The sequence below is a fragment of the Burkholderia sp. EMB26 genome (assembly GCF_024730645.1).
In the GTDB taxonomy this organism is placed as follows: domain Bacteria; phylum Pseudomonadota; class Gammaproteobacteria; order Burkholderiales; family Burkholderiaceae; genus Burkholderia; species Burkholderia cenocepacia.
Genome location: NZ_CP078070.1, coordinates 2,224,344 through 2,238,602, shown reverse-complemented (window position 1 = coordinate 2,238,602; position 14,259 = coordinate 2,224,344). Strand labels below are relative to the sequence as shown.

The 14,259-nt window shown below is 62.7% G+C and carries 16 protein-coding genes and 4 pseudogenes; 17 read left to right on the top strand and 3 right to left on the bottom strand.

All coding sequences use genetic code 11. The features are described from left to right. Positions 1–250 precede the first annotated feature (250 nt). The 5 genes and pseudogenes from KU887_RS10580 (at position 251) to KU887_RS10560 (ending at position 3,713) form a co-directional block, all read left to right on the top strand. Positions 251–550, top strand: coding sequence for a TraK family protein (locus KU887_RS10580; RefSeq protein ID WP_059031232.1), 300 nt, complete (start codon positions 251–253; stop codon positions 548–550). Between the two features lie 552 nt (positions 551–1,102). Continuing rightward, positions 1,103–1,888 (top strand): P-type conjugative transfer protein TrbJ, encoded by a 786-nt coding sequence (gene trbJ / locus KU887_RS10575; protein WP_062739162.1) that lies wholly within the window; start codon positions 1,103–1,105, stop codon positions 1,886–1,888. Between the two features lie 15 nt (positions 1,889–1,903). Further along, positions 1,904–2,179 carry an entry exclusion lipoprotein TrbK gene (gene trbK, locus KU887_RS10570; protein WP_059031236.1) on the top strand — a complete coding sequence of 92 codons (276 nt, stop codon included), beginning with the start codon at positions 1,904–1,906 and terminating at the stop codon, positions 2,177–2,179. Then, positions 2,176–3,416 (top strand): annotated as a pseudogene (trbL, locus tag KU887_RS10565) (P-type conjugative transfer protein TrbL). Before trbK ends, trbL begins: the two are co-directional and overlap by 4 nt. A gap of 66 nt (positions 3,417–3,482) precedes the next feature. Next, positions 3,483–3,713, top strand: coding sequence for a type I toxin-antitoxin system ptaRNA1 family toxin (locus tag KU887_RS10560; RefSeq protein WP_011347386.1), 231 nt, complete (start codon positions 3,483–3,485; stop codon positions 3,711–3,713). 425 nt (positions 3,714–4,138) lie between these two features. On the opposite strand, the pseudogene KU887_RS34640 reads toward KU887_RS10560, so the two are convergent. Further along, a pseudogene (locus tag KU887_RS34640) lies at positions 4,139–4,237 on the bottom strand (type II toxin-antitoxin system ParD family antitoxin); the annotation flags it as partial. A gap of 157 nt (positions 4,238–4,394) precedes the next feature. Here KU887_RS34640 and KU887_RS10550 point away from each other — a divergent pair. Continuing rightward, a pseudogene (locus KU887_RS10550) lies at positions 4,395–5,129 on the top strand (recombinase family protein); the annotation flags it as partial. A gap of 177 nt (positions 5,130–5,306) precedes the next feature. On the opposite strand, the gene KU887_RS10545 reads toward KU887_RS10550, so the two are convergent. Continuing rightward, positions 5,307–5,741, bottom strand: coding sequence for a mercury resistance transcriptional regulator MerR (locus KU887_RS10545; protein ID WP_003131969.1), 435 nt, complete (start codon positions 5,739–5,741; stop codon positions 5,307–5,309). A gap of 71 nt (positions 5,742–5,812) precedes the next feature. Between KU887_RS10545 and merT the strand changes: the two genes are divergently transcribed. The 10 genes and pseudogenes from merT to KU887_RS10495 all read left to right on the top strand — a co-directional run bounded on the left by merT (position 5,813) and on the right by KU887_RS10495 (position 12,531). Then, positions 5,813–6,163 (top strand): mercuric ion transporter MerT, encoded by a 351-nt coding sequence (merT, locus tag KU887_RS10540; RefSeq protein ID WP_003131974.1) that lies wholly within the window; start codon positions 5,813–5,815, stop codon positions 6,161–6,163. Positions 6,164–6,175: 12 nt separating this feature from the next. Next, positions 6,176–6,451 (top strand): mercury resistance system periplasmic binding protein MerP, encoded by a 276-nt coding sequence (merP, locus tag KU887_RS10535; RefSeq protein WP_003131987.1) that lies wholly within the window; start codon positions 6,176–6,178, stop codon positions 6,449–6,451. 71 nt (positions 6,452–6,522) lie between these two features. Then, entirely contained in the window at positions 6,523–8,208 is a 1,686-nt protein-coding gene (gene merA / locus KU887_RS10530) for a mercury(II) reductase (RefSeq protein ID WP_258250053.1), read from the top strand. Positions 8,209–8,225: 17 nt separating this feature from the next. Next, a complete protein-coding gene (gene merD / locus KU887_RS10525; RefSeq protein WP_000995360.1) occupies positions 8,226–8,591 on the top strand; it encodes a mercury resistance co-regulator MerD in 366 nt (121 codons plus the stop codon). Beyond that, positions 8,588–8,824: a broad-spectrum mercury transporter MerE gene (merE, locus tag KU887_RS10520; protein WP_003132004.1), complete on the top strand. Its 237-nt coding sequence runs from the start codon at positions 8,588–8,590 to the stop codon at positions 8,822–8,824. Before merD ends, merE begins: the two co-directional genes overlap by 4 nt. Next, positions 8,821–9,342 (top strand): annotated as a pseudogene (locus KU887_RS10515) (EAL domain-containing protein); the annotation flags it as partial. The gene merE and the pseudogene KU887_RS10515, both read left to right, overlap by 4 nt. A gap of 186 nt (positions 9,343–9,528) precedes the next feature. Further along, positions 9,529–9,696, top strand: a complete 168-nt coding sequence (locus tag KU887_RS10510) for a plasmid-related protein (protein WP_227893452.1) — start codon at positions 9,529–9,531, stop codon at positions 9,694–9,696. Then, positions 9,693–11,279, top strand: a complete 1,587-nt coding sequence (locus tag KU887_RS10505; RefSeq protein WP_258250052.1) for an Eco57I restriction-modification methylase domain-containing protein — start codon at positions 9,693–9,695, stop codon at positions 11,277–11,279. Before KU887_RS10510 ends, KU887_RS10505 begins: the two co-directional genes overlap by 4 nt. Beyond that, positions 11,276–12,193 carry a XamI family restriction endonuclease gene (locus KU887_RS10500; RefSeq protein WP_011051584.1) on the top strand — a complete coding sequence of 306 codons (918 nt, stop codon included), beginning with the start codon at positions 11,276–11,278 and terminating at the stop codon, positions 12,191–12,193. The genes KU887_RS10505 and KU887_RS10500 overlap by 4 nt, the downstream gene beginning before the upstream one ends. Before the next feature lie 8 nt (positions 12,194–12,201). After that, entirely contained in the window at positions 12,202–12,531 is a 330-nt protein-coding gene (locus KU887_RS10495; protein ID WP_059029519.1) for a hypothetical protein, read from the top strand. Between the two features lie 322 nt (positions 12,532–12,853). Here the strand turns inward: KU887_RS10495 and KU887_RS10490 are convergent, their stop codons facing one another. Next, entirely contained in the window at positions 12,854–13,471 is a 618-nt protein-coding gene (locus KU887_RS10490) for a PolC-type DNA polymerase III (protein ID WP_006495570.1), read from the bottom strand. A 118-nt stretch (positions 13,472–13,589) separates the two neighbouring features. Here KU887_RS10490 and KU887_RS10485 point away from each other — a divergent pair, with 118 nt between their 5' ends. Further along, positions 13,590–14,213, top strand: a complete 624-nt coding sequence (locus KU887_RS10485) for a 2'-5' RNA ligase family protein (protein WP_062884469.1) — start codon at positions 13,590–13,592, stop codon at positions 14,211–14,213. Positions 14,214–14,259 lie beyond the last annotated feature (46 nt).

Below are 14,259 nucleotides of genomic sequence, written 5' to 3'. Positions count from 1 at the left end.
CTCTTCTCCGACGATGGCGGCCGGCTGAGTATTGACCGTTGAGGAGGCTGAACCCGCAGGCCGATCTCTCGGCCCCTCTTGGCGTTCAACTTTTTTCGGGAGTGCTGAACGTCACCTATCGCAATGCTTCGATAGGCGCTGCCGGGTTGCGCGCTTCATGTCAACCAGTTCGGCCAATTATTGGGATGTTGTGCGGGCTGCCAGTTCGTAACCTTCGGAGTAGTTCAGTTGATAACGGAGGTTTACGGAAATGGCAGCAGGGATTGAACAGGAACTGGCCGCGCGCCTCAAGCGCGAGCAGAAGGCCAGGCGACTGACGCGGAAGGACTACTTGCCAGCGTTCATGGCGGCGCGCTCGAACGTGATGGAGGCTATGGCCGCTGGCTTTGCATTAAGGATCATCTGGGAGCACATGCACGAGATTGGGCGCATTCCGTTTCGCTACGAAACGTTCCTGAAATACGTGCGAAAGCACATCACCAATGCTCCGGCAGGGCCCGCAAGGCCAGCACCAAAAGGCAAAGCCCGTGGTTCAGTGACGCGGAATTGAGGTCAACTTGTTCGCTGTGAAGATCTATCAAAAAGCCGATGTTCAATCGCTGTAAGCACCGAGCGAAACGCTGCAAGCGGCAACTGCATGACAGCACGCGCACGAAAACCGATAATTTTTGTTCATTTCCGTGCTGCTGGTGCGCTATTGCACTTCAATGGTGTGCTTATAGCGTGAGAATCAGTGAGTCGATCATCGAGAATCAATGCGATGGTGCGGGCAGGATGTGTGAAGTTAGCTAACCGGCGAGCCGGCTATCTATCTTCACTGCCCCTTATTCGCACTGGGTGCTCAACGAGGACATCCTGCTCTGCGAGGCAGCCGGCTCCACCGGCAGGAAAGAAGAGGTAAGCCTTGAGCGCTTTAGCGGCTAAAAATTCAATGGGCTGTGTTCGGATCGAGCAATCGGAGGTATAGAGGCATCAACACGCAATGACACCGTGACATGAACCAAAAGGCCGGGCTTCGGTGTCGCTCTGGTCAATTACCGATTAGCTACGTGGCGCAGCTATTCGATGACCCTGAAGCCACTTTCAGAAAGGGTTATCGACCATGAAGCACGTTCGCCTTTTAGCGGCTAAAACCGCGCTTGCCACCGTCCTGGCAGGCAGCATCGTCAGCACGCCCGCACGGGCTGGTATCCCCGTCATCGACGGCACCAACCTGTCGCAGAACATCATGACGGCCATCGAATCGGTGGCCCAAACGCTCAAGCAAATTGAGCAGTACAGCACCCAGCTCCAGCAGTATCAGAACCAGCTCCAGAACACGATGGCCCCGGCCGCGTATATCTGGGATCAGGCGCAATCGACCATCAACGGGTTGATGAACGCCACCAACACGCTGAACTACTACAAGAACCAGCTCGGCAGCCTGGACAGCTACATCGGCAAGTTCCAGGACGTGAACTACTACAAGGGGTCGCCGTGCTTCACGGCCACCGGCTGCTCTGCGTCCGAGTGGGCGGCCATGAAGAACGTGCAGCAGCTCGCCAGCGAGTCGCAGAAGAAGGCCAACGATGCCTTGTTCAAGGGCCTCGACAAGCAGCAAGACAACCTGACCGCCGACGCCGCGACGTTGCAGCGGCTCCAGTCCTCGGCGCAGGGCGCAACCGGGCAGATGCAGGCCATCGGCTACGCCAACCAGCTCGCCAGCCAGCAGGCCAACCAGCTCTTGCAGATTCGCGGCCTGTTGATCGCGCAGCAGAACGCGGTGGCGACCAAGATGCAGGCCGACGCCGACAAGGAAGCCCAGCAGGCGGCAGCCGGGGCGACTTCCAGGGAATCCAGGATCGAGCGCACGGCCAGTCCGAAAAACTGGCTCGAACTGACCCGCTGACGGAGGCCCGGCACCATGAAAAAGACGATGCTGCTTGCCGGTCTCGCGGCGGCGATGCTGGCCGGCTGCGACAACAAGCCGGCCATTCCGCCCATGCCCGAGGTCAATGACACCAATTGCCAGATCGAGGCGATCAAGAAGATCGAGGACAGGGCTACGCGCGAAACCTTCGCCGGGTTGTGCTCGCGCCGGTCGCCGGCCGGCGGCGGCATCGCCCCGACCGAGAAGCCGATGAACTGGCTGGAGCTGGCCGATCCGAAAGGCTCGAAGGGGCAGGAGGTGAAACCATGAAAGCACTGCACAAGGCGGCGCTGATCGGCGTCACTCTCGCGCTTTACTCCACCGCTGCATCGGCCCAGCTCACCAACCAGGGGATGCTTGACCAGGTGGTGACGGAGTTCGCCACGCGGGCCACGGCCTGGCAGACAGTGGTGATGAACGCCGCGACGTTCTTGTTCTGGCCGCTGGGCACGATCTCGCTCGTCTGGACGTTCGGTTTCATGGCGCTGCGCAAGGCTGACATTGGCGAGTTCTTCGCCGAGTTCATCCGCTTCATCCTGTTTTTCGGCTTCTTCCTCTGGCTGCTGCGCAATGGCCCTGCCTTCGCCAACTCGATCATCCAGTCACTGGCCCGGATCGGTGAGCAGGCATCCGGGGTGGCGTCGGTGACACCCTCGGGCATCGTGGATATCGGTTTCATGATCTTGAAGCAGGCATTCACGAACTCGTCAATCTGGTCGCCCGTGGATAGCTTCATCGGTGTGGCCTTGAGCGTCGGCATCTTGATCCTGCTGGCGGTTGTCGCTGTGAACATGCTCCTGCTGCTCGTGTCAGGGTGGTTGTTGATGTACGCCGGCATCTTCTTCCTCGGCTTCGGTGGCTCTCGTTGGACTTCCGACATGGCGATCAACTACTACAAGACGGTCCTGGGCGTGGCGGTGCAGATCATGACGATGGTGCTCCTGGTCGGCATCGGGAACGACCTGCTTTCCAGCTTCTACGCTAGGATGAACACCGGCACGCTGAACTTTGAAGAGCTGGGCGTGATGCTGGTTTTCTGCGTGGCGTTGCTGATGCTGGTCAATCGTGTGCCGCCGCTGGCGACAAGGCCAGCGCCGGCGACAAAGGCAGCAGCTCGACGGCCAGCACCGGCAACGGTGCCGACAAGGCCGCCAAGAGCGAACCCAAGCCCGCTGGCGGGGCAGGACAGGGGCCGCAGGCCGCACCAGGCAGCACCGGCCCCGTTGGTTTGACTCGTGCCGCAGCATTGGCAGCGGGCACGGCCGGCGAGCTGGCGAAGGGCGCAGGTGCAGTACTCAAAGGCAAGGCCGTGCAGCTCGCGGAGGGCTTCCAGGAGCGCATGGACCAAACGATCGGCGGCCAAGTGGCAACGGCGATCCGGGCCAGCACAGCAGCAGAGGCTCCGGCCTTCGACGGCGACAGCTTGGCCGGCGAACAGACCGGCAATCAGGCGGCCGATCCCGATGATGAAGTCGCTGCTTTCGTGAATCGCTCGACGCCGGCGTGAAAGGCGCGTCGGCCGGCGTGGGGCCGGCCGACACTTCCACTAACCCACCTGATGGAGAGGTGAATCATGGCAACCTTGAATCCTACCAACGCAACTCAGGCAGTGCATCATGCGGCCGTGCAGCTCGCGGCCCTAGACTGGATTGACCAGGACGCAGCCCGGCAGCTCGGGCCGCTGGCCGAAGCAGTCGCCAATGCCTTCATGGTCGTGTTCTACCAGGCCGAGACGGGCCGAGCGACGCCGGCCGACTTCCGTGAGGCACTGAATGCCGTGCGCCAGTCGCTTCACCCCGCGTAAGCTAGACACCAGGAACAGCAAGGGCGGCCATTGGCCGCCCTTGTCGTTTCCGGGCCTGCATCGTCGGAAGTGGCGATGCGCGCCGGCGCTCGATCATCGCCAGATCGGGCGATGATGCCCCGTCTTACTCTTCCCCTTGGCGTGGATCTCGCATCGTCATTCCCGGCGATGAGATCCACCTGCAGCACCGCCAGGAATGGCGACGCTGGCCAGCTCGCTCACGACGCGATGCCGTGCGTGGTTCGCGCACGTGCCGCGACCTGGTGAGCGTGCTCGATATAGGCCGGGTCGGCCGTGGCCTCGGCGTCGGCCAGGAATGCGGCCACGGCTTCGGCGGTGGTCAGGTCCTCCGCCGGGTCAAAGGGCGTCAGGGATTCTAGGCCCGCATCGACGCGGCGGACCAGCTCCATAGCTTGGGCGATGTCAGCCAGACGGGCGCGCACCTGGTCAGCGGTAACGGCACGGCCTGGGTCGGCTTTCAGCGCATCAAAGGCCGGGCCAACTTGTGCATGCAGCCAGGCTTCCTCGGTTTCCTTCTTGCCCATCATGTCCTCACGCTGAAATTGTCTTGCTTGGCTCGTTGAGGTTATCACCTTGAGCTAGGCTCATATAGATCGACCTTTATTAAATGAGCCTGTCGATCTATAGTGGGCGCATTTAGGTATGCTCAAAGGAGCCGGCATGAGCAGGATGAAGCCCGCAACCGCACCAATGGTGGCACGGGTCTATCTGCGCGTTAGCACGGACGCGCAAGACTTGGAACGCCAGGAAGGGATCATCACGGCCACGAAGGCCGCCGGGTACTACGTCGCCGGCATCTACCGCGAGAAGGCATCCGGCGCACGCGCCGACCGGCCCGAGCTTCTGCGCATGGTGGCTGACCTGCAACCGGGCGAAGTGGTCATCGCCGAGAAGATCGACCGCATCAGCCGTTTGCCACTGCCCGAGGCCGAGCGCCTGGTGGCCTCGATCCGAGCAAAGGGCGCACGCCTGGCCGTCCCTGGCGTTGTCGATCTGTCCGACCTAGCGGCCGAGGCCCAGGGCGTTGCCAAGATCGTCCTGGAATCTGTCCAGGACATGCTTTTGAAGCTGGCCCTGCAGATGGCCCGCGACGACTACGAGGACAGGCGCGAGCGGCAGCGCCAGGGCATCTATCTGGCGAAGAAGGCTGGCCGCTATAAGGGCCGACGGGCTGATCCGAAGTTGCGCGCCCAGGTCATCGCGTTGCGCTGCATAGGCCGCAGCATCGCGGATACGGCGAAACTGGCTGGGTGCAGCATGGCCCAGGTCAAAAGGATATGGGCCACCCGTGATGTAAGCCAAGCCGAGGCGGCCAGGCACGGCGCTTTCGTGGAGGACGCTTTGAGCGAACCGGATGCTAGAGCGGCGGCCGACGTGGAGCAGGGTGCTGCCGAGCTTCCTGAGCCTGCATTCGTGGATGATGAGGGCCCAATGGCCCCTCCGGCTCATGTGTCCACTGTGCGTCTGCGCGACGTGCTGGCGAGCCTCACTGACGCCGAACTCGCGGCCTTGCCCGGTCGAGTGTCAAAGGAGGAGATAGGGGTCGTCTCAGAAAACGGAAAATAAAGCACGCTAAGGCATAGCCGAACCTGCCAAGCTTGCTCCACCCTGTAGTGACGCGATCAGCGGGCAGGAAACGTTCCCCCTTCGCGCATGGCAGGCGCACACCAACTCAGACAGCACGGCCTCCATGCGCGCCAGGTCAGCCATTTTCTCGCGCACGTCCTTGAGCTTGTGCTCGGCCAGACTGCTGGCTTCCTCGCAATGGGTGCCATCCTCCAGCCGCAGCAGCTCGGCGATCTCATCCAGGCTGAAGCCCAGCCGCTGGGCTGATTTCACGAAGCGCACCCGCGTTACATCCGCCTCGCCATAGCGGCGGATGCTGCCATAGGGCTTGTCAGGCTCCAGCAACAAGCCCTTGCGCTGATAGAAACGGATGGTCTCCACATTGACCCCGGCCGCCTTGGCGAAAACGCCAATGGTCAGGTTCTCCAAATTGTTTTCCATATCGCTTGACTCCGTACATGAGTACGGAAGTAAGGTTACGCTATCCAATTTCAATTCGAAAGGACAAGCGCATGTCTGAACCAAAAACCGGGCGCGGCGCGCTCTTCACTGGAGGGCTTGCCGCCATCCTCGCCTCGGCTTGCTGCCTCGGGCCGTTGGTTCTGATCGCCTTGGGGTTCAGCGGCGCTTGGATCGGCAACTTGGCGGTGTTGGAACCCTATCGCCCCATCTTTATCGGCGTGGCGCTGGTGGCGTTGTTCTTCGCCTGGCGGCGCATCTACCGGCAGGCAGCGGCCTGCAAACCGGGTGAGGTCTGCGCGATTCCCCAAGTGCGAGCTACTTACAAGCTCATTTTCTGGATCGTGGCCGCGCTGGTTCTGGTCGCGCTCGGATTTCCCTACGTCATGCCATTTTTCTACTGATCGGAGTTCACCATGAAGAAACTGTTTGCCTCCCTCGCCCTCGCCGCCGTTGTTGCCCCCGTCTGGGCCGCCACCCAGACCGTCACGCTGTCCGTACCGGGCATGACCTGCTCCGCCTGCCCGATCACTGTCAAGAAGGCGATTTCCAAGGTCGAAGGCGTCAGCAAAGTTGACGTGACTTTCGAGACACGCCAAGCGGTCGTCACCTTCGACGATGCCAAGACCAGCGTGCAGAAGCTGACCAAGGCAACCGCAGACGCGGGCTATCCGTCCAGCGTCAAGCAGTGAGTCACTGAAAACGGCACCGCAGCACAACGGACGTCATTGTCTGGCGCCACAAACGATAAAGGATCTGTTGCATGACCCATCTAAAAATCACCGGCATGACTTGCGACTCGTGCGCGGCGCACGTCAAGGAAGCGCTGGAAAAAGTGCCAGGCGTGCAGTCGGCGCTGGTGTCCTATCCGAAGGGCACAGCGCAACTCGCCATCGTGCCGGGCACATCGCCGGACGCGCTGACTGCCGCCGTGGCCGGACTGGGCTACAAGGCAACGCTAGCCGATGCGCCACTGGCGGACAACCGCGTCGGACTGCTCGACAAGGTGCGGGGATGGATGGCCGCCGCCGAAAAGCACAGTGGCAACGAGCCCTCGGTGCAGGTAGCGGTCATTGGCAGCGGTGGAGCCGCGATGGCGGCGGCGCTGAAGGCCGTCGAGCAAGGCGCGCAGGTCACGCTGATCGAGCGCGGCACCATCGGCGGCACCTGCGTCAATGTCGGCTGTGTGCCGTCCAAGATCATGATCCGCGCCGCCCACATCGCCCATCTGCGCCGGGAAAGCCCGTTCGATGGCGGTATTGCGGCAACTGTGCCTACGATTGACCGCAGTAAGCTGCTGGCCCAGCAGCAGGCCCGCGTCGACGAACTGCGGCACGCCAAGTACGAAGGCATCCTGGGCGGTAATCCGGCCATCACCGTTGTGCACGGTGAGGCGCGCTTCAAGGACGACCAGAGCCTTACCGTCCGTTTGAACGAGGGTGGCGAGCGCGTCGTGATGTTCGACCGCTGCCTGGTCGCCACGGGTGCCAGCCCGGCGGTCCCGCCGATTCCGGGCTTGAAAGAGTCACCCTACTGGACTTCCACCGAGGCCCTGGCGAGCGACACCATTCCCGAACGCCTTGCCGTAATCGGCTCGTCGGTGGTGGCGCTGGAGCTGGCGCAAGCCTTTGCCCGGCTGGGCAGCAAGGTCACGGTCCTGGCGCGCAATACCTTGTTCTTCCGTGAAGACCCGGCCATCGGCGAGGCGGTGACAGCCGCTTTCCGTGCCGAGGGCATCGAGGTGCTGGAGCACACGCAAGCCAGCCAGGTCGCCCATATGGACGGTGAATTCGTGCTGACCACCACGCACGGTGAATTGCGCGCCGACAAACTGCTGGTTGCCACCGGTCGGACACCGAACACGCGCAGCCTCGCGCTGGACGCAGCGGGGGTCACTGTCAATGCGCAAGGTGCCATCGTCATCGACCAAGGCATGCGCACGAGCAACCCGAACATCTACGCGGCCGGCGACTGCACCGACCAGCCGCAGTTCGTCTATGTGGCGGCAGCGGCCGGCACCCGTGCCGCGATCAACATGACCGGCGGCGATGCGGCGCTCGACCTGACCGCAATGCCGGCCGTGGTGTTCACCGATCCGCAAGTGGCGACCGTGGGCTACAGCGAGGCGGAAGCCCACCACGACGGGATCGAGACCGACAGCCGCACCTTGACCTTGGACAACGTGCCGCGTGCGCTCGCCAACTTCGACACACGCGGCTTCATCAAGTTGGTTATCGAGGAAGGCAGCCATCGGCTGATCGGCGTACAGGCGGTCGCGCCGGAAGCGGGTGAACTGATCCAGACGGCGGCTCTGGCCATTCGCAACCGCATGACGGTGCAGGAACTGGCCGACCAGTTGTTCCCCTACCTGACGATGGTCGAGGGGTTGAAGCTCGCGGCGCAGACCTTCAACAAGGATGTGAAGCAGCTTTCCTGCTGCGCCGGGTGAGAAAAAGGAGGTGTTCAATGAACGCCTACACGGTGTCCCGGCTGGCTCTTGATGCCGGGGTGAGCGTGCATATCGTGCGCGACTACCTGCTGCGCGGATTGCTGCGCCCGGTGGCGTGCACACCAGGCGGCTACGGCTTGTTCGATGACGCCGCCTTGCAACGGCTGTGCTTCGTGCGGGCGGCCTTCGAGGCGGGCATCGGCCTCGACGCGCTGGCGCGGCTGTGCCGGGCGCTGGATGCGGCGGACGGCGACGAAGCGGCCGCGCAGCTTGCCCTGCTGCGTCAGTTCGTCGAGCGTCGGCGCGAAGCGTTGGCCGATCTGGAAGTGCAGTTGGCCACCCTGCCGACCGAGCCGGCACAGCACGCGGAGAGTCTGCCATGAACAACCCCGAGCGCTTGCCGTCCGAGACGCACAAACCGATCACCGGCTACCTGTGGGGCGGACTGGCTGTGCTGACTTGCCCCTGCCACCTGCCCATCCTCGCTGTCGTGCTGGCCGGCACAACCGCCGGTGCTTTCCTCGGCGAGCATTGGGTCATCGCGGCGCTCGGTTTGACCGGCCTGTTCCTTCTGTCCCTGTCGCGGGCGTTGCGGGCATTCAGGGAAAGAGAATGAGCGCTTTCCGGCCGGATGGATGGACGACGCCGGAACTGGCCCAAGCGGTCGAGCGCGGGCAGCTTGAACTGCACTACCAGCCCGTCGTCGATCTGCGCAGTGGTGGGATTGTCGGCGCGGAAGCCCTGTTGCGCTGGCGTCATCCGACGCTTGGACTATTGCCACCGGGCCAGTTCCTGCCCGTGGTCGAATCGTCCGGCCTGATGCCTGAAATCGGCGCTTGGGTGCTGGGCGAAGCCTGCCGCCAGATGCGTGACTGGCGAATGCTGGCATGGCGACCGTTCCGGCTGGCCGTCAATGTTTCGGCGAGCCAAGTGGGACCGGACTTCGACGGGTGGGTAAAGGGCGTGCTGGCTGATGCCGAGTTGCCCGCCGAGTATCTCGAAATCGAGCTGACCGAATCGGTCGCGTTTGGTGATCCGGCGATCTTCCCCGCCCTGGACGCCTTGCGGCAGATCGGTGTGCGCTTCGCCGCCGATGACTTCGGGACGGGGTATTCCTGTCTGCAACATCTTCGTGAATGAGTCCTTTCATATCGAAAATGAATATGTGATGCAGCTAAATCCGCACAAGTTTGACAATGTGCCGGAATATGTTGTCCTGGAGTGTGATCGGGTCATTTCGACAAGCTGACCCCAGCACAGTGGATACACAATGTGTATCCACTGTGCTATCCTATGCCTATGTCACTCAAAGACTCTGGGATGCGCATCAGGGTGGAGAAAGAGCTGCGCGAGGCGTTCGTGCAGGCTTGCCGTGCCCAAGATCGACACGCCTCTGACGTGCTGCGCGACTTCATGCGCACCTTCACGGAGAAGCAGTTGCAAGGCCAGGCTGACCTGTTCGCCGGTTCCAAGGGAAAACAGAAATGAACGTGCAGACAGAACAAGAGCTAGTAGCCCTCTGCCTTGCCCTCATCGGAGGACATGGCGGCCTGTCTGCGGCCGAGCGCAAGCTCGTAAAGACCGCGCCGGCATCGGCGCTCAAGCTTCGGGACATCGAGGCGATCCGCAAGGCGATCTCGCGCGGCACCGACCCGCTCGGCGAAGCCTTTTCGTCGATTCGCTCTGCGGCTGAGCGTCGTGCGGCCGGTGCCGTCTACACGCCTGCGCCGATCGTCCGCTCGATGATGACTTGGCTGGCCAGCCAAGGAACGCCGGCCCGCATCGTCGATCCTGGGGCGGGGTCGGGTCGCTTCATCCTGGCCGCGGGCCTTGCCTTTCCTGACGCGCAGCTCGTGGCTGTGGAGATGGACCCCCTGGCCGCGCTGATGCTGCGCGCGAACCTGAGCGCTCGCGGCTGGACCGATCGGGCGACCGTGCTGGTCAAGGACTATCGGGAGGTCAAGCTGCCGCGCTGCGCCGGCATGACGGCCTTCATCGGCAATCCGCCCTACGTGCGACATCACGACATCGCCGAGGACTGGAAAGCCTGGTATGCCTCGAACTTCGCCGACTTCGGCATCAAGGCGAGTGCGCTGGCCGGCCTGCATCTGCACTTCTTCCTGCAAACGCGCTTGCTCGCCAAGGCGGGCGACGTGGGTGCATTCATCACCTCGGCCGAGTGGATGGATGTGAACTACGGTTCGGCGCTGCGCCGGCTGCTGCTCGACGAGCTGGGCGGGACCGCCCTGCACGTGCTTGAGCCAACCGTCGAAGCCTTCCCCGGCACGGCGACAACGGCGGCGATCACCTGCTTCCGCGTCGGCGAGACGGCCGAGCCGGTTCGAGTGCGCGCCGTCGACGAGCTGGAACGCCTCAACGGCTTGACCAAGGGAACCGACATCCCGCGCGAACGGCTGCATGCCGCGCCGCGCTGGTCGATCATCGTCCGCCCGTCCGAGCCAGCAGCGGCTGGCGACATCGAGCTTGGCGAGCTGTTCCGTGTGCATCGCGGCCAGGTCACAGGCGCAAACGACATCTGGATCGCTGGTGAGCATGCGAACGGCTTGCCCGATCGCGTCAAGCTGCCGGCCGTCACTAAAGCCAAAGACTTGATACAGGCCGGTGCGCATCTGCACTCGGCCGAGGTTCTGCGCCGTGTCATCGACCTGCCGGCCGAGCTGGACGACTTCACCAAGGAAGAGCGGAGACGCATCAGCGCTTTCCTGTCCTGGGCGAAGATCAACGGCGCGGATCAGAGCTATATCGCACAGCACCGCAAAGCTTGGTGGTCCGTGGGCCTCAAAGCCCCGGCCCCGATCCTGTGCACCTACATGGCCCGCCGGCCGCCTCAGTTCACGCTCAACGCATGCGACGCGCGACACATCAACGTCGCGCACGGCCTCTACCCTCGCCAGCCGCTGGCCGATGGAGTGATGGCCCGCCTGGTGACGTGGCTCAACAAGAACATCAACACCGGGAGCGGCAGAACCTATGCCGGCGGCTTGACCAAGTTTGAGCCCAAGGAGATCGAGCGCCTGCGCATCCCAAGCCTGGAAACACTTCTTGCATGACAAGCGCACCGCCTCGATGGACCACTGCCGAACTGGCTGAAGACGCCGCAACCTCCGCCGCGCAGTTCCGGACCGAGCGCCTGGCCGTCACTGACTCCTGGGCAACCCACTACAACCAGGCGCGCGGTAAGTTCGAGTTGCTGTTCAAGAAGCTGAGCGACCTCAACCCTGGTGCGATCACCGATGACAACCTGGCCGAAGCCTACGGCCTGGGACTCGGCGAAGCGCTGCGCTACCTGGCCGGCCCGCCGATCTCCGATGACGATCTTCAAGTCATCGCCGATGTCGAGTCGATCGCCCCGGGCGTCTTGAAGAAGAACTCCGAGGCGCTGCGTAAGGTGTTCGAGGTCATCGAGCGCGTGATTGATCCGCATCGGTTCCCGTGGATGGAGGCCGGCGGCGCACCGACCGATCAGCAACGCGAAGCGGCCTTGTTGGCTTCGTCGGTGCTCCTGGCCGCGCAGCGCATCGCCACCGAGCGACGCAACGAGGGCAAGGAGAACCAAGAGACGACGGTGAAGGACTACCTTCGCAGCCTGGGCTTCACCGAGGCCCCGGCCGTGGCGATCAACACGATCGTCAAAGGGCCGCAGGCCATGCAGTTCTGCGCTGAATGCCAGCTCGGCGAGCGTAAGGCCGATGTTGTCGTGCGCTTGCACGACACGCGCCTCATGGCGATCGAGTGCAAGGTGTCGAACAGCGCAACCAACAGCGTCAAGCGTCTGAACAACGACGCGGCCGTCAAGGCCGAGTACTGGATCAAACAGTTCGGCACTGCGCAGGTCGTGCCGGCCGCTGCGCTGGCCGGCGTCTTCAAGGTGCTGAACCTTGAACAGGCACAGGCGCGCGGCCTCTCCCTTTTCTGGTCGCATGATCTCGACAAGCTTGGTGCGTTCATCGACTCCACGAAGTGAGGCAAAGCATGCAGCTTGGAAGAGTCCCTCAGCACGATATTTCCCTTGGCGCCCACCAACGTGTGGACGGGCAGAAGTTCAAGCTGACGGCACGACTGTTCGAGTTGCCTGCGGAATACGACTACTGGCAAGCGACCTATGATGCGGAGCATGACCAGTGGGGCCACATGCGTTTTGTTCTCACGGTCCCCAAGAAGATCGCCGTAACCGTGGATTTTGCCCGCGCCATCGTCGTAGGAGCTGCACTTGACCAGGTGAAGTCATGCCTCAATACCGCGACGGACAACGGGCGAGACATGGCCCCGTGCTTCGCCTTAGATGGCTGGGTGTTGATCTAAGCGATCTGCAAAGTTATGAGAAATGGCATTTTTCATGGCATCCATGCTGAGCTATTTTGCAAGCCATTGATTTAATTGCTGTTTGTCACGCAAAACACAATCGAGTGGGAATAAGCTTTCCGGCCGAAGCGGCATCGGTCTCGCCTGCGTTGTTGCGCGTCGTTTGATGTCGCGATAATTCGCAAGCGGGCTGCCGGTTCGGTTGGCGTGCTGCCCCGGTTCACGCGTGGGCAAGAAGCGGCCTGGCGATTGCCAGGCCGTTTTGCGTTAACGCGCGAAGTCGGTCAAGAAGCGCCGTGTTCGCAGTCCCGGACCGGATTCATCACGCACACGCCCGCCCGAGCGACCGCAAATACATCGGCACCTTCGCCTTGGTCGTCGCCTGAACCCGCGACATCAGCGCGTGATCGATCCGATCCAGCCCATAAGTCCGGGAAATATCCTGCTGCAACCGGCACCACAGATGCCCAGCCATCTCGGCATCGACCATCGCACGGTGCGCACGGCCCGATTGCGGCAGCCGCAGCATCTCGACCAGGCTCGACAGGCGGTGACTCCGGGCGTCCGGGTAGATCCGTCTCGCCACCAGCATCGTGCACGCAAACGCATGGTCGGCCGACATGCCGAGCAGCCCGAGTTCCGACTGCCAGAAGCGCTTGTCGAAACCGGCGTTGTGGGCCACGACCGCATGCTTGCCGACGAACGCGGCCGCTTCCTTCATGACTTCGGACGCGGGTGGCGCCGCCGCGATCATGTCGTTCGTGATGCCGGTGAGCGCAACGACATCGGACGGGATGCGTCGGCCGGCATTCATCAAACTCTGGAAACGGTCGACGACTTCCCCGTCGCGCAGCAGGATGACGGCAATTTCGGTCGCACGGTCGCCCAGATTCGGCGACAGGCCGGTGGTTTCGAAGTCCAGTACCGCGACGGTTTGCATGGTTGAATTCGGGGGCGTCATCAGAGGGTGTCGAGTTTGGCCCGAGAGGGTAGCATCTTCGGGCGTGCAAACGGCGGATTCGTGGAGCGGCGAGCGGGCCGGCTGCCGATTGACGATAATGAAATCTCGCTCCAGGCCAGTCGGACATGTTGCCGTGACTCAACTGACGCTACCCGGATTCGATGCGCCGCCGCCGGTTCCCGTGCACCGCTTCTTTTTCGCCGTGATGCCGGATACGGCCACGGCCGCGCGCATTGCCGGTATCGCCAAAAGCTTGCAGCAGAAGAAGGACAGTCCGGTGGGCACCGAGCGTCTGCACATCACGCTGGGCTCGCTAGGCGACTTCGCTTACGTGCCGGGCGCTACGCTTGCACGGGCCCGCGCGGTCGCGGATCGCATGGATGTGCCGTCTTTCTCTGTGAGGTTCGACAAGATCATGTGCTTCAAGGGCCGACCCGGTCATCAGCCGCTGGTGCTGACGGGGAAGGCCGGTTTGGAAGACTTGATCGACTTTCGGCGGCAGTTGCGAGATGCGTTGAAACGGGTAGGCGTACCTGTTTTTCCCTCGGGTTTCACCCCGCACGTGACGCTGCTGTATGGCCCGCAGCGGCCCGATGAGTATCGGATCGAGCCGATTGCCTGGACCGCGTTCGACTTCGTCCTGGTCGATAGCTGGCTCGGCAAGTCGCACTATGACGTGTTGGGGCGCTGGCCGCTGGCGACCGGCCGCTCCCCGGGATGATCGCGATGTTGTAAGGGCGGTGCCGTTTCAGCGCATCCGGACCAGG

Bases quoted from the DNA above. Each gene is read 5' to 3' on its own strand.
- KU887_RS10560 (WP_011347386.1), top strand. From the start codon at position 3,483: ATGGCAACCTTGAATCCTACCAACGCAACTCAGGCAGTGCATCATGCG.
- merD (WP_000995360.1), top strand. From the start codon at position 8,226: ATGAACGCCTACACGGTGTCCCGGCTGGCTCTTGATGCCGGGGTGAGC.
- KU887_RS10500 (WP_011051584.1), top strand. From the start codon at position 11,276: ATGACAAGCGCACCGCCTCGATGGACCACTGCCGAACTGGCTGAAGAC.
- merP (WP_003131987.1), top strand. From the start codon at position 6,176: ATGAAGAAACTGTTTGCCTCCCTCGCCCTCGCCGCCGTTGTTGCCCCC.
- trbJ (WP_062739162.1), top strand. From the start codon at position 1,103: ATGAAGCACGTTCGCCTTTTAGCGGCTAAAACCGCGCTTGCCACCGTC.
- merE (WP_003132004.1), top strand. From the start codon at position 8,588: ATGAACAACCCCGAGCGCTTGCCGTCCGAGACGCACAAACCGATCACC.
- KU887_RS10490 (WP_006495570.1), bottom strand. From the start codon at position 13,471: ATGCAAACCGTCGCGGTACTGGACTTCGAAACCACCGGCCTGTCGCCG.
- KU887_RS10545 (WP_003131969.1), bottom strand. From the start codon at position 5,741: ATGGAAAACAATTTGGAGAACCTGACCATTGGCGTTTTCGCCAAGGCG.
- KU887_RS10495 (WP_059029519.1), top strand. From the start codon at position 12,202: ATGCAGCTTGGAAGAGTCCCTCAGCACGATATTTCCCTTGGCGCCCAC.
- KU887_RS10505 (WP_258250052.1), top strand. From the start codon at position 9,693: ATGAACGTGCAGACAGAACAAGAGCTAGTAGCCCTCTGCCTTGCCCTC.
- merA (WP_258250053.1), top strand. From the start codon at position 6,523: ATGACCCATCTAAAAATCACCGGCATGACTTGCGACTCGTGCGCGGCG.
- KU887_RS10510 (WP_227893452.1), top strand. From the start codon at position 9,529: ATGCGCATCAGGGTGGAGAAAGAGCTGCGCGAGGCGTTCGTGCAGGCT.
- merT (WP_003131974.1), top strand. From the start codon at position 5,813: ATGTCTGAACCAAAAACCGGGCGCGGCGCGCTCTTCACTGGAGGGCTT.
- trbK (WP_059031236.1), top strand. From the start codon at position 1,904: ATGAAAAAGACGATGCTGCTTGCCGGTCTCGCGGCGGCGATGCTGGCC.
- KU887_RS10485 (WP_062884469.1), top strand. From the start codon at position 13,590: ATGAAATCTCGCTCCAGGCCAGTCGGACATGTTGCCGTGACTCAACTG.
- KU887_RS10580 (WP_059031232.1), top strand. From the start codon at position 251: ATGGCAGCAGGGATTGAACAGGAACTGGCCGCGCGCCTCAAGCGCGAG.